This window comes from Bacillus sp. FJAT-45066 (assembly GCF_002335755.1).
Taxonomy (GTDB): domain Bacteria; phylum Bacillota; class Bacilli; order Bacillales; family Bacillaceae_I; genus Bacillus_CD; species Bacillus_CD alkalisoli.
In genome coordinates this window covers 3,164,839-3,177,844 of sequence record NZ_NISQ01000001.1, presented here as the reverse complement: position 1 = coordinate 3,177,844, position 13,006 = coordinate 3,164,839, and the positions used below count along the sequence as shown (strand labels likewise).

The 13,006-nt window shown below is 36.5% G+C and carries 13 protein-coding genes and 1 riboswitch; of the genes, 8 read left to right on the top strand and 5 right to left on the bottom strand.

Translation table 11 applies throughout. The annotated features are described in order from the left end of the window. Nucleotides 1-38 precede the first annotated feature (38 nt). On the bottom strand, nucleotides 39-1,469 hold the full coding sequence (gene aspA, locus CDZ92_RS16120) for an aspartate ammonia-lyase (RefSeq protein ID WP_096156241.1): 1,431 nt from the start codon (nucleotides 1,467-1,469) through the stop codon (nucleotides 39-41). A gap of 320 nt (nucleotides 1,470-1,789) precedes the next feature. Further along, nucleotides 1,790-1,968: riboswitch (cobalamin riboswitch) on the top strand. 169 nt (nucleotides 1,969-2,137) lie between these two features. Here aspA and CDZ92_RS16115 point away from each other — a divergent pair. The 7 genes from CDZ92_RS16115 (at nucleotide 2,138) to CDZ92_RS16085 (ending at nucleotide 8,347) form a co-directional block, all read left to right on the top strand. Beyond that, nucleotides 2,138-2,626, top strand: coding sequence for an acyl-CoA thioesterase (locus CDZ92_RS16115; RefSeq protein ID WP_096156240.1), 489 nt, complete (start codon nucleotides 2,138-2,140; stop codon nucleotides 2,624-2,626). Continuing rightward, the gene (locus tag CDZ92_RS16110; RefSeq protein ID WP_096156239.1) at nucleotides 2,623-4,902 is read left to right on the top strand and encodes a ribonucleoside-diphosphate reductase subunit alpha; all 2,280 of its coding nucleotides are present in this window, start codon (nucleotides 2,623-2,625) and stop codon (nucleotides 4,900-4,902) included. Before CDZ92_RS16115 ends, CDZ92_RS16110 begins: the two co-directional genes overlap by 4 nt. A 52-nt stretch (nucleotides 4,903-4,954) precedes the next feature. Continuing rightward, nucleotides 4,955-6,001 (top strand): ribonucleotide-diphosphate reductase subunit beta, encoded by a 1,047-nt coding sequence (locus tag CDZ92_RS16105; protein ID WP_096157032.1) that lies wholly within the window; start codon nucleotides 4,955-4,957, stop codon nucleotides 5,999-6,001. After that, nucleotides 6,001-6,441, top strand: coding sequence for a flavodoxin domain-containing protein (locus CDZ92_RS16100; RefSeq protein WP_096156238.1), 441 nt, complete (start codon nucleotides 6,001-6,003; stop codon nucleotides 6,439-6,441). The genes CDZ92_RS16105 and CDZ92_RS16100 overlap by 1 nt, the downstream gene beginning before the upstream one ends. Before the next feature lie 444 nt (nucleotides 6,442-6,885). After that, on the top strand, nucleotides 6,886-7,437 hold the full coding sequence (locus CDZ92_RS16095) for a PadR family transcriptional regulator (RefSeq protein WP_096156237.1): 552 nt from the start codon (nucleotides 6,886-6,888) through the stop codon (nucleotides 7,435-7,437). A gap of 5 nt (nucleotides 7,438-7,442) precedes the next feature. After that, nucleotides 7,443-7,919: a DUF4188 domain-containing protein gene (locus tag CDZ92_RS16090; RefSeq protein WP_096156236.1), complete on the top strand. Its 477-nt coding sequence runs from the start codon at nucleotides 7,443-7,445 to the stop codon at nucleotides 7,917-7,919. A gap of 44 nt (nucleotides 7,920-7,963) precedes the next feature. Further along, complete coding sequence (locus CDZ92_RS16085; protein ID WP_096156235.1) at nucleotides 7,964-8,347, top strand: hypothetical protein; 384 nt, start codon at nucleotides 7,964-7,966, stop codon at nucleotides 8,345-8,347. Between the two features lie 69 nt (nucleotides 8,348-8,416). On the opposite strand, the gene CDZ92_RS16080 is transcribed toward CDZ92_RS16085, so the two are convergent. The 4 genes from CDZ92_RS16080 to CDZ92_RS16065 all read right to left on the bottom strand — a co-directional run bounded on the left by CDZ92_RS16080 (nucleotide 8,417) and on the right by CDZ92_RS16065 (nucleotide 12,021). Next, nucleotides 8,417-9,295: a radical SAM/SPASM domain-containing protein gene (locus CDZ92_RS16080; protein ID WP_096156234.1), complete on the bottom strand. Its 879-nt coding sequence runs from the start codon at nucleotides 9,293-9,295 to the stop codon at nucleotides 8,417-8,419. 469 nt (nucleotides 9,296-9,764) lie between these two features. Next, on the bottom strand, nucleotides 9,765-10,598 hold the full coding sequence (locus CDZ92_RS16075) for a MetQ/NlpA family ABC transporter substrate-binding protein (RefSeq protein ID WP_096156233.1): 834 nt from the start codon (nucleotides 10,596-10,598) through the stop codon (nucleotides 9,765-9,767). A gap of 18 nt (nucleotides 10,599-10,616) precedes the next feature. Next, nucleotides 10,617-11,279 carry a methionine ABC transporter permease gene (locus CDZ92_RS16070; protein WP_096156232.1) on the bottom strand — a complete coding sequence of 221 codons (663 nt, stop codon included), beginning with the start codon at nucleotides 11,277-11,279 and terminating at the stop codon, nucleotides 10,617-10,619. Further along, complete coding sequence (locus CDZ92_RS16065) at nucleotides 11,272-12,021, bottom strand: methionine ABC transporter ATP-binding protein (protein ID WP_096156231.1); 750 nt, start codon at nucleotides 12,019-12,021, stop codon at nucleotides 11,272-11,274. The genes CDZ92_RS16070 and CDZ92_RS16065 overlap by 8 nt, the downstream gene beginning before the upstream one ends. A 429-nt stretch (nucleotides 12,022-12,450) precedes the next feature. Between CDZ92_RS16065 and CDZ92_RS16060 the strand changes: the two genes are divergently transcribed. Then, nucleotides 12,451-12,924 carry an ankyrin repeat domain-containing protein gene (locus CDZ92_RS16060; RefSeq protein ID WP_096156230.1) on the top strand — a complete coding sequence of 158 codons (474 nt, stop codon included), beginning with the start codon at nucleotides 12,451-12,453 and terminating at the stop codon, nucleotides 12,922-12,924. Nucleotides 12,925-13,006: the final 82 nt, after the last annotated feature.

The window sequence follows — 13,006 nt, the reverse complement described above, 5'->3', positions numbered from 1 at the left end:
CAGGTGCTGAATTAGCACCTGTCTCATCGATTCATCCATTACTTTTCGTCAAACAAGGAAGCACCAGAGATCCCTGGTTTTGTCATTTCGTAAGGGTCTAAAATTAGATTCAGCTCTTCTTCTGTTAATACATCATACTGTAAGCAAAGTTCGCGAACTGGCACACCTTTTAAGATCGCTTCTCTTGCAATTCGGGATGCTACTTCGTATCCGATGTGTGGGTTAACAGCTGTTATAACTCCGACACTCTTTTCTACGTACTCTTTCATTCTTTCTTCATTTGCTGTAATACCTTCTAAGCAATTGTCTGTAAACGTACGGAAAGCATTATTCATAATGCTGATTGATTGAAGTAGATTAAAAATTAACACTGGTTCCATCACATTTAACTCTAATTGACCGGCTTCTGATGCAAGGCAAATAGTCTGGTCGTTACCTACTACTTGGAATGCTACCTGGTTAATTAGCTCTGGCAACACAGGGTTTACTTTTCCTGGCATGATGGATGAACCTGGCTGTCTTGCTGGTAAAGAAATTTCTCCTAATCCTGCTCTTGGACCAGATGCCATTAATCGTAAGTCATTTGCTATTTTGGACATGTTAAGCATACATACTTTTAAAGCACCAGATACTTCTGTGTAAGCGTCTGTATTTTGTGTTGCATCAACAAGATGTTCAGCACCTGTTAACGGAAGATCACTTATGTCTTGTAGATGTTTTACAACTTGTTCTATATATCGAGGGTCTGCATTTAAGCCCGTTCCTACCGCTGTTGCTCCCATGTTTACTTCATACAAATGTTGTCTTGATTGTTTAATTCTCTTTATATCACGTTCGAGTACACGGCTATACGCCTCAAATTCTTGGCCAAGACGAATTGGAACCGCATCTTGAAGATGAGTGCGTCCCATTTTTATAACATGATTGAATTCATTCGCCTTTTGTTTGAATGCTGCAAGCATATCTCCCATCGTGTCTAATAATTTTTCTGATAGATTTATAACAGCAATATGCATCGCGGTTGGGAAAGCGTCATTTGTTGATTGGGACATATTTACGTGTGTATTTGGACTACAAAGTACATAGTTCCCTTTCTCTTCCCCCATCAGCTCTAGGGCACAATTGGCAATTACTTCATTTATATTCATATTAATAGACGTTCCTGCTCCACCTTGGATAGGATCGACAATAACTTGATCATGCATTTTTCCAGCGATTAACTCATCCGCTGCCTTTACAATGTTCTCACCAATTCCGGAATAAAGACGTTTCGTATCCATATTGGCAAGGGCAGCTGCTTTTTTTACAATAGCCATTGCCTTAATTAACTCTTCATGGATTCGGTAACCAGTAATAGGAAAGTTTTCAACCGCACGAACTGTTTGAATTCCATAATACGCGTCAGTTGGTACTTCTTTTTCCCCTAGAAAATCTTTTTCCACTCGCATTTGGCTTTTAGTCATAGACATTTCTTCTTCTCCTCTATCAAGCTATAAAAACTAGCTATTATTCTTTTGGAAGTTCTATAGCTATTAAAACAGATAGAAGAAGAAACCTCAAGATGTTGTTAATGGAATTTTGTATGCGTTTGCATGGGTATGGGATACGCATTACAACATTTGCAACCCACTATTCTGTTCAAATTGATACTCGACTTTGGATCTTTTCTCAACGCTAAGACGAAAAAAATAATATTTAATCTATTGTCAAAATCATAACTATATATTATTATTCTATTTAACTAACACTACATATTGTGTTAGTTAATACTTACTAAAACAAAATATTGATAATAACCAGTAATAATGGTGTCTGTAAAAGGCTTAATAGGGAATCTGGTGTAATTCCAGAACTGTACCCGCAACTGTAAGTGTTGACGAAATAATCAAATCCACTGTCTATAGACGGGAAGGGATTAAAGTAGGTAGAAGCACAAGTCAGGAGACCTGCCATTGTTATACGTATTATCTTCTTCGGGAGTTGGGAAGATATAACGAGGTATACAATAACCTACAGTATGTGAAGCTGTATATTTATTACCACGTTATACATAAACCCATCCTTTGTGATGGGTTTTTTTAGTTCTTCTATACATCTCGATCTTCTACAAATCTATCAATAGAAAAGAGGAAATGAAATGGAAGAAAATTTACCTGCAAGAATATCTAGAACAATCCAGACGAAACTTGTTTTACCTCCGGACACTAATCATTTAGGTACTATTTTTGGCGGAACTATTTTGTCATACATTGATGAAATAGCTGCTATTACGGCAATGAAACATAGTAAAGAAGTGGTGGTAACTGCCTCTATTGATACGGTGAATTTTCTCTCTTCAGCTAAAGTTGGCGATATTTTGCACTTAGAAGGTGTCGTAATTTCAACCGGTAGAACGTCAATGGAAGTCTATGTAAAAGTAGAGTGCCAAAACCTGAAATCAAGAAAAAAAACCGTAACAACAACTGCTATTCTAACAATGGTTGCTGTAGATCTTAACGGCAAACCAACTCCAGTGAATGGTGTCATCCCTGAGTCAGAAGAAGAAAAAGCACTATTCCAACATGCCCAAGCTAGAAAAGAAAGAAGATTAAAGATAAATGAACTTTCAAAGGAGTGTGGACTATGAATTCTAAACATTCATTAAAGGAGAATTCTGTAAGAGATGTAATAAACACGGCCTCGGAAAGGTATTCTTTTGATTTTTCACCAATCTATGAGCAGATACCAAATTTAGATGAAGCTTGTTATGAACAAGCCTTACTTTTCTCATTAAACAAAATTTCCATGGAAGAACCAAAATGGTCTTTTTTTGCCGCGAATTTATATTTACACGAGCTCTACCGTACAGTATCTGAGAATCGCGGGTATCCTTTGGAAGAAAAGTACGGAAGCTTCTACTCTCTTGTCTCGCATATAACAAAACTAGGTATTTATTCTAACGATCTCATACATAGCTATTCCAAGGATGAGATTGAACTACTAGGAGAAGTCATTAACCCTGAAAAAGACTACTTATTTAATTATATCGGGATATTTTTATTGGCAGATCGATACTTAACAAAAGACTACAACGATACGATTGTGGAATTACCTCAAGAGCGTTTCATGATTATTGCCATGACTCTAATGAAGAATGAACCAAAGGACAAGCGCATCGCCTATGTGAAAGATGCTTATTGGGCATTAAGCAACTTATATATGACTGTCGCTACTCCTACTCTATCAAACGCTGGTAAAAGCTTTGGTCAACTTTCATCCTGTTTTATTGATACGGTAGAAGACTCTTTAGATGGTATTTATTTAAACAATTGGGATGCTGCTAGATTAAGCAAAGACGGTGGCGGATTAGGAATTTATTTCGGTAAAGTTCGAGCGTTAGGATCCGATATTAAAAAGTTCAAAGGGAATTCATCTGGAGTTGTACCTTGGATTCGACTTATTAACGATACAGCGGTAAGTGTCGATCAACTTGGACAACGCCAAGGAGCTATTGCAGTTTACTTAGACGTGTTCCATAAAGATATTATGAACGGCTTTCTAGACTTAAAAACAAATAACGGGGATGAAAGACGAAAAGCTCATGATATTTTCACAGGAGTCTCTATTCCTGACTTGTTTATGGAAAAACTAAAAGAAGTAGATGAACATGGTAGAAGTATGGGAGAATGGCACACCTTTTGTCCCCACCAAGTAAAACAAATCATGGGTTGGAAAAACAAGGATGGGGCTTCACTTGGCCTAGAGGATTTTTATGATGAAAAGAATAAGAAATTTTTCACAGAAAAGTATGAAGATGCTGTAAAACACCCACTTCTACCCAGAAAATCTTATCGAGCGATGGATATTATGGCTAGAATGATGGTTTCTCAGCTAGAAACAGGTACGCCCTATATGTTTTACAGAGATGAAGTGAATCGCCAAAACCCGAATAAGCACGTGAGCGGAATCGGACAAACTTCTATTTTTTGCAGTAACCTTTGTACTGAAATTACTCAAAATATGTCGGCTACTACTATTGTAAATGAGTATCAAGATGAGGATGGAAATATCGTCATTGTAAGAAAGCCAGGTGATTTTGTCGTTTGCAACTTATCTTCTATTAATCTGGCAAAATCCTATCAAGACAATGTGTTAGATAAGCTAATTCCAATTCAAATGCGAATGCTCGATAATGTTATTGATCTTAATTCTATTTCTGTCGGACAAGCGGAGCTAACAAATAAAAAATATCGTGCCGTAGGCTTGGGTACATTTGGATGGCACCACCTTCTAGCTTTAGAAGGTATTTTATGGGAGTCAGAAGAAGCGATAGCGTTTGCCGATAGACTGTATGAAGATATTGCGTACTACACTATTCAATCCTCGATGAAGTTAGCAAAGGAAAAAGGGGCTTATCGTGAGTTTGAAGGTTCAGAATGGCAAACCGGAGAGTTTTTTGAGCGAAGAAACTATGCCTCAGATAAATGGAATCAATTAAGAGAACACGTAGCAACATATGGCGTTCGGAATGGCTGGATGATGGCGATAGCGCCAAACTCCTCCACTGCTAAGATTGGTGGATCTACAGATGGAATAGACCCTTTATATGCGGTTGAATATGCGGAGGAAAAGAAGAATTTTAAATTTAAAGTGACTGCACCTGATATAAACTATCATACATATCACTATTATAGAAAAACAAGGAACCTGTTAGATCAAACATGGAGTATACGACAAAACGCAGCTCGCCAGCGTCATATTGATCAGTCTATCAGCTTCAACTTATATATTCGTCACGATATTAAGGCAAAAGAATTGTTACAACTTCACATGGAGGCATGGGAACAGCGTTTAAAAACAACCTATTATGTTAGAAGCACTTCTCAATCTGAAATAAATGAATGTGAAGCTTGTCATAGTTAAATGAATCTGATTCATAAAATATGATTACTATTTGAAAAACGAGGAGGTTTTAATAGTGTTACATGCCCCATTAACAAAAATTAAATTACTTAACCCTGAGTATCCAAACAAGTCGACTGGCATTATTAATGGAAAATCTTCAGGACTTTTAAACTGGAATGATATTGCCTATCCTAAAATGTATGATTTGTACCAAACACTCCTATCAAACTTTTGGAAAGCACAAGAAATCAATATGCAAGATGATATAAAGCAGTGGGATAGCCTAAGTGAACAAGAAAAAGATATATTTCTGCGTATCAACACACAGTTAGCTTCACTGGACAGTTTGCAAACACCAACAATGAGTCAAGTGATGGACTATGTGACAGATTCTAGTTTCAAAGCTATCTTTGCTGTCATTTCCCAACAAGAAGCTGTTCATAATGAGTCATATTCTTATATACTAAGTTCCCTAGTTCCACTAGCGGAACAAAATGAACGGTTTAATCAAGCTAAACTAGATCCGATAGTAAATCAACGTAACCAACTTATTTTAGATGCATATGAGGAATTTAGGTCTGAACCTACACCGCAATCTTTATTTAAGCTATGTGTAAACTCTATTAATCTAGAAGGTATTTACTTTTATGCTGGCTTTGCTTTTTTCTATCACTTAGCCCACCAACAAAAAATGCTAAAAACAAGTACCATGATTAGTTATATTCAAAGAGACGAAATGCAACATGCTTACTTTATTTCTCAATTTATACGAATTCTTTTTACGGAAAATCCCAAACTGCATACAGAGGCTAATATTGCTTACATCTATAGTACAATCAATCAAGCAGTTGTTCTTGAAAAAAAATGGGCCCGTTATATATTAAAAGATATTAAAGGCATCGACTTAGACGAGTTTGATGCATATATAGAATATTTAGCGAATAAACGGTTTAGACAACTAGGATTAAAAAACTTTTACGAAGAAAGACCAAATCCAATGCCTTGGATTCAAGTTTTTAGCGATGAAATGATTAATAATACAAAATCTGATTTCTTTGAGCAAAAATCAAGAACATACTCAAAAGTATCAAAGCATAACGGTTTTGATGAACTATAATGAAATGTGCAATAGTCTATTCTTCTGTTACAGGTAATACGAAAGAATTAGCAGAACAAATTTATACAATTTTCTTATCTCGATTCGTTGATGTACATCTATTTTCCATACATGAATTTAAGCTACCTCATTTGAGTAAATATGATGCAGTAGTGATTGGAACCTATTCTTGGGGAAATGGCGAGATACCAGAAGAAATGCAGAAGCTTTACAACACGTTTAGTGATTTCTTAAAAAGTAATGTAGTGACAGCTGTCTTCGGCACAGGCGATAGCTTCTATCCCCACTATTGTGGTGCAGTTGATAAATTCACTGAGATTCTCTACACTAACACAAATTTAGCTGCAACTTTAAAAGTGGAGCTACTGCTTCAAGAACAAGATTTGATGCGTTGTCAAATGTTTGTAGAGTCCGTAATTAAACGTAGTTTCAAAAAATAAAAAAGACCCTGATCTCCAGTAGTTAAAATTCTAGCGCACGGAGGATCAGGGTTGAAAGATGGGGTACTTTTTAAAGCAGCAATTTCACAACACGAACGAACATACACTAATACAAACTCAAATTTACAGACTCTCCGATTCATTCACCATCCTTAACACTGAAATTTCCCCAACTTTTGACAACTCAATAAAACATCCGTTCTAGCTGACGGATGTTTTTTTCTCTTTAATTCGCTTCTGTCTCCTTTTTAAAAACTATTATCGGATCAAAACTCTGCCTCTAAACTTATAATTAAATAGCACAAGCACAAAATTAGCGCAACAATTTCCTCGGAGTTCAAAACGAATTATTTTCCTTAATTTAGAAAATTAACTTGCATTTATCGTTTACATCCACTAATATATATCTAAATGATATATATCTTTTAGATAGGTGTGAATATAGTGAAAACTTATAACGATACAACATACGCAATATTAGGCATTTTAACAACTCCTTGTAAATCTGGTTACGATATTAAACAGTTCATAGATCAAAGCTTAAATCATTTTTGGAAAATTAGTTATGGGCAAATTTATCCTACGTTAAAAATAATCGTCAAAGAAGGGTTAGCCGAAGTGAAGGTGTCCCAAACACAAGGAAGAGTAGATAGAAACGAGTACTATCTCACGACAAAAGGATTGGAAATATTAAAAAGCTGGTTAGAACAACCCATTGAACATGCTCCAATTGAACGTAATGAAGTACTACTAAAACTATTCTTTGGTTCCTATCAGTCTGCAGAAAGCACTGTTTCCCTCCTTCAAGACTATAAGCAAAGACTAGAAACCCGTTACGAAACGTATTTAGCCATCGAACAAGGAATACTTCAACATAATAAAGAGGAAAAAGACGCAATGTACTGGCTGTTTACATTAGATTATGGAAAAAGAGGAACAAAAGCTGCTATCGAATGGTGTGAGCATACGTTAAAATATTTCTCAATAAAGGAGTAGGAAGAATGAATAAACAAATTTTCCCTGGCCGCTATACGACCGAGAATTCAGAGGATATTGTCGTTTTTATCATTGGAATGAGGTTCAACAATCGACTAGCCATCCATAAATGGTTTCCCGTTTTTAGCGCTATGCCAGGAATGATTAGAGAACTTTACATGAATAAAGAGGAATTAGGATTTTTATCAATGGAAAGCTATTATGGACTTAGAACGACCACTATGATTCAATATTGGCGTTCGGTGGAAGACTTACATGCTTATGCAAGGAATGAGAAGCATTTGACCGCTTGGAAAAAATTTAATGAAAAGCTAGGCAACAATAACGCCGTTGGTATCTATCATGAAACGTTCCAAATAAAAAAAGGAAACTATGAATCTGTTTACACAAACATGCCTTTCTATGGATTGGGTAAGGCGATGGAACATATCCCGGTAACTTTCGAGCGAAATTCTGCTCGTAAACGCCTTAAAGCACAGTAGTTCTTGATTTATAGAGCATTTTATAGGAGTCGGAGGTATGGGAGATGGATTTAATCTACATTTCAACTATCATTGTGGCAATTTTATTTCTGTCTGTTGCTGTTTTTCAAGTGCTACTTTCACTTGGCTATCCTTATGGTGAATATGCAATGGGAGGATACTATAAAGTCCTACCAATAAAATTAAGGCTAGTAAGTGCTGTTAATGCCTTGATTCTCCTATTTATGGGGTTTGTTTTCTTACAGCATGCAAATGTTATAAATGGTATAGATTTCTTAGCTACAAATATATTGGTATGGTGTTTTACTATTTTCCTCGGTTTAAATACACTAGCAAATATATTTTCTCGGAGTAAAAAAGAGCGGTTAATTATGACACCTTTATCAGGTGTGACTTTTATATTGTGTATTCTTATTGCGTTATCGTAGATTTTGGTGCCTGATCTGCCCCCTAATACAGTAAAGATGTAGATTGCTGGGGGCAGGCACCAACTTCATTTATTTTCCAAACCTCTTGCGATACCCACATTTCCTGCATAGTTCCTCCACTGCCTCTCTGCGTGAAAAGCCCTCTACAAGGTTTTTTGCTCTATCCATTTCAATAATATCTGAAAATGAGTGATCGTTAATGTTTCCAAGGTTGATTACTCCCTCACCATCTAGACAACAAGGAATAACTGTTCCGTTTGCTAAAATACCTGCTTGGTTTCGCAGACCATAACAGAAGCCTTTTCCGTCATCTTCCTCTTCGTGCAAAGCAGGCCATTGAAATTCGTAATCTTGATTGATAAAGATACGTTCCGCGATTTTCACGCCGCTTCCTGGACTGACTTTCTCTTCTATTTTGTAGTCTAAATCAAATTCTTTTTCAATAATGGTTAGTAATTCTCTGTTTCTCTCTCTTTCCAAATTCGTCGTATTATCTTGTGTAAGATTCCATAAGCGTAATGAAACGATCAATTCTGACTGGCTCGTTGCTTCTTTTATAAAAGAAAGAATACTTCGCACATACCCTTCCTTATCTTTAGAACCAATGTGGCCGTCAAAGCTATGAAGCGAAAAGTTCATTTGCCTTAGTGCAGGCTTATTTAGTAGTTTTTCTCTCTTTTTGTTTATTAACGTTCCATTCGTTGTAATATTTACTTTAAAGCCTTTCTCATAGCTTATATCTAACAGCTGATCTATTTTAGGATGGAGCAATGGCTCACCTTTCACGTGCAAATAAATGTAGTCTGTGTGCGGCTTAATTTGATCTAATCTCTTAGAAAAATCCTCCACTGAAATAAATTGCTTCTGTCGCTCCGTTGGCGGACAAAAGCTACAGGCAAGATTACATACACTCGTAATCTCTAAGTAAAACTTCTTATATTTCCTCACCAGTCATTCCTCACTTCTATCGAACATGGGTATACTATTATTCTATTAGAGCATATTTGTTTTTAAATGAAAACAACAAAAAAGTGCCAGATTTCCAATTGCGTATGGAGGACGGGCTTCGTAATATGGACACCTGTATCGCCGATATATTTACTTTTTCGCTGATTAAGTATGAGTTTCGCTGATTAAGCTAATGCCTTCGCTGATAGAATCTTAGTTTTCGCCGATAAATCCCTGATTTTCGCTGATTGACTCTCGATTTTCGCCGATAAAACGCTGATTTTCGCTGATTGGATTCCATTCACCCATAACAATTTCATATTTTATTTAGCCTTATAGCCAAATTATTGAAAAAAGGACATCCTTTATACTAATCCTTGAAATAAAACCCTGTTGAGGTCCACAAAAAAGTGCCAGACCCCCGGTATGCTAAAACTTTAGCGTACTGGGGATCTGGCACCTATAAAAACTAAAACGCCGGAATCGCCGTTTCATCATAGTTTTCTTCTAAAAATGCACGAACTTCTGGACTGTTCATTTTTTCTGCTAGCTTTTGAATGGGAGCAGAGTCTACATTGTCTTTACGTGCAACTAATGTAATCGCAAAATCATTTTCTACACCTTCTGTTAAAAGGGCATCACTTTTCGGTGTGAGTCCAAGTGGCGCTGCATAAGCTGGTGTCATAACAACCGCATCTGCATCATCATACATTCTAGCTAACATTAATAAATCCACTTCTTTAAATTGATAGTTTTTTGGATTTTCCACAATATCACTTTGCGTGTAGTATGGGCCTGTTTTTTCTTGTAATGTAATCACGTTATGTTGTGCTAATAATGATAGGGAGCGGTCGATGTTGGAAACATCATTTGCAATAGCAACAACAGCACCTTCTGGTAACTGATCCATTTCAGCATAATCTTTTGAATACACGCCATAGTTAGCAAAGTAGATAGGAACTACTGGCACTAATTCTGCATTGTTGTTTCGGTTGAATTCTTCCATGTACGGTACGTGTTGGAAGAAGTTCGCATCTACTTCTCCTGCTGCTAAGGCGCTATTCGGTTGAACATTGTCCCCAAGCACGATTACTTCTAGGTTAATTCCTTCTTCCGCTAACATTGGCTTTACAAGATCCAAGATTTCTGTCATTGGGGGAATTAAGGTAGCTATCTTCAAGGTTACTTCTTCCGTTGCTGGTGCTTCTTCGTTCGCCTTCGTTGTTTCGTTATCGTTATTTTGGCTGCCACAACCTACTAATAATAGTAAGAGCAAAGCTAATAGCATGGCTAATTTTTTCATGATGTGTTCCTCCTAAAGTTATCTTTTATCTATCATTCTTGCTATCGTCATACCTGTAAACTGAATGAGTTGTACTAGTATGACCATGATGATGATCATATACAACATTAAATCTGTTTTAAACTGTTGGTATCCATAACGGATCGCGAAGTCACCGACCCCTCCGCCTCCAACAACACCCATAATAGTAGAGTATGATATAAAGCTAATCGTCGATGTCGTTAACCCTAGAACTAACCCAGAACGAGCTTCTACATAAAGGAATTTAAAAATGATATCCTTCACGGACGCTCCCATTGAGATGGCTGCTTCCAATACTCCTTTTGGAATATCTAATAAGGACTGCTCGACCAACCTAGAATAATGGGCAATCGCTATAATTGCTAGTGGGACGGTCGCTGCAGCGGTCCCAATGGCAGTTCCAACAATCCACCTTGTAAAAGGAATTAAAAAAACGACTAATAGTAAAAAAGGGAACGATCTAATAATGTTTACAAGTAGATTTAACGTAGAAAAAACGAATCGATTTTCTAGTATTTTTCCTTTTCTACAAAGAAACAACATAGTTCCGACTGGAAGCCCGACGAGCACAGCCGCTAAAATCGAAGCCCCAACCATAATGAATGTTTCTCCTATTGCTTTCCATATGGCAGCTTCGTATTGAATTAATATTTCAGGCATCGGCTCGGTCACCATCCTTCGTAAGCTGTTGAATAAACCACTCAGGATGATGATCAATAGTAGGAATACCGTTCGGTTCAATAGAGACCGTATTATATATTTCTCCCTCTGACATGACGGTAACTTTGTGGCAAATACTTTTAATTACTTCCATCTCGTGACTTACGATGACAATCGTTACTCCGAGTTTTTGATTAATCGTGTTTAACACACCTAATATTTCCGTCGTCGTATGAGGGTCTAGGGAAGAAGTAGGTTCATCACATAACAATACTTGCGGTCGATTGGCTAGCGCTCTAGCAATCGCCACTCGCTGCTTTTGCCCACCACTTAATTCAGCAGGATATTTATCTATGAAAGTTTCTAATCCTACAAATTGAAGACATTCTAATACTCTACTTCGGTGCTCTTTTCTCGGTATTTTTGCTAGTTGTAAAGATACCGCGACATTGTCGTACACCGTTTTATTGGACACTAAATGAAAATGTTGAAAAATCATCCCAATTGACTGACGTGCTTTGCGAAGTGCTTTAGGGTTCAAGTTAGTTAGAATTTGTCCACTTACTTCCACTTCGCCACTATCTGGTTTTTCTAGTAAGTTAATCAATCGAAGTAGAGTAGATTTCCCCGCTCCACTTGCCCCAATTACACCATAAATCTCACCTTTTGGAACAGTAATAGAAACAGATTTTATTGCTTGAAATGATCCGAAATTTTTACTTACATTATGTAAGGTAATCATAAAAAAACCCCTTTCTTTCCAATGAAAGGTGAATAGAACTCTACTATTATAGCGTAAACAGGTTGGCTATGTCATTTGACTGATAAGTGTGAATTCTTAGCTGATAATTTATGTTTTGTTTAATTTATTTTGATATTGGTTTTTAGTCTTATTCAAAGGAAAGGATTGGCGGTATGCTGGGGGAGTTCGGTAAGATTCTATTTAATAATAGGCTATTAAATAACTCTGTTGATATTTGATGAAATTGAGTGTATATGTTTTAAAATTAGCCTGTTATCTAAAATATTATGGTTTTCAAATAATAAACAGAAGACTTATGGGAATTTATGTTAAAATATAGATATAGATGTTCTTCGATTAAAGGGCAGGATTATGGATTATTGAGTCTGCAAAATTCTATATTTTTATTAAAGAAAAAGGTGATGTTTTTTGAGTGAATTAATTGATGCAATCTTAACTGGAGAACGATTGACAATACTTAAGTTGGTGAATTCAGGTACAGATATAGACATTCAAGATGAAGACGGAAGGACTCCATTAATGCACGCAGTAATTGAAAATGATTACGAAGTAGCTAAACTCTTAATGGACAACGGAGCAAATATTGATATACAAGACAATATATCGCAGGCTGCCGCACTTCATTTTGCAGCACAACAATATGCTTTAGAAATTGCAAAACTAATGCTCAGTAAGAATGCCATTGTTGATACCAAGGACAAAAATGGTAATACACCATTATCTGATGCAGTTTTTCACTCAGAAGGAAAAGGCGAGTTTATTAAATTATTATTGGGTTATGGAGCCGACCCACATAATAAGAATAATTTTGCTGTCTCGCCTTACGAATTAGCTATGTCAATTGATAATTATGACCTAATAAATTTTTTCATAAAGGATTAATGAATGGAAACTGGTGCCTGACCCCCAGTACGTTAAAGTTTTACCAAACCGGGGGACTAGCTCAATAGCTATATAGTATTAT

Bases quoted from the DNA above. Each gene is read 5' to 3' on its own strand.
- CDZ92_RS16065 (WP_096156231.1), bottom strand. From the start codon at position 12,021: ATGATTACCTTACATAATGTAAGTAAAAATTTCGGATCATTTCAAGCA.
- CDZ92_RS16075 (WP_096156233.1), bottom strand. From the start codon at position 10,598: ATGAAAAAATTAGCCATGCTATTAGCTTTGCTCTTACTATTATTAGTA.
- CDZ92_RS16090 (WP_096156236.1), top strand. From the start codon at position 7,443: ATGAATAAACAAATTTTCCCTGGCCGCTATACGACCGAGAATTCAGAG.
- CDZ92_RS16115 (WP_096156240.1), top strand. From the start codon at position 2,138: ATGGAAGAAAATTTACCTGCAAGAATATCTAGAACAATCCAGACGAAA.
- CDZ92_RS16085 (WP_096156235.1), top strand. From the start codon at position 7,964: ATGGATTTAATCTACATTTCAACTATCATTGTGGCAATTTTATTTCTG.
- CDZ92_RS16070 (WP_096156232.1), bottom strand. From the start codon at position 11,279: ATGCCTGAAATATTAATTCAATACGAAGCTGCCATATGGAAAGCAATA.
- CDZ92_RS16100 (WP_096156238.1), top strand. From the start codon at position 6,001: ATGAAATGTGCAATAGTCTATTCTTCTGTTACAGGTAATACGAAAGAA.
- CDZ92_RS16110 (WP_096156239.1), top strand. From the start codon at position 2,623: ATGAATTCTAAACATTCATTAAAGGAGAATTCTGTAAGAGATGTAATA.
- aspA (WP_096156241.1), bottom strand. From the start codon at position 1,469: ATGTCTATGACTAAAAGCCAAATGCGAGTGGAAAAAGATTTTCTAGGG.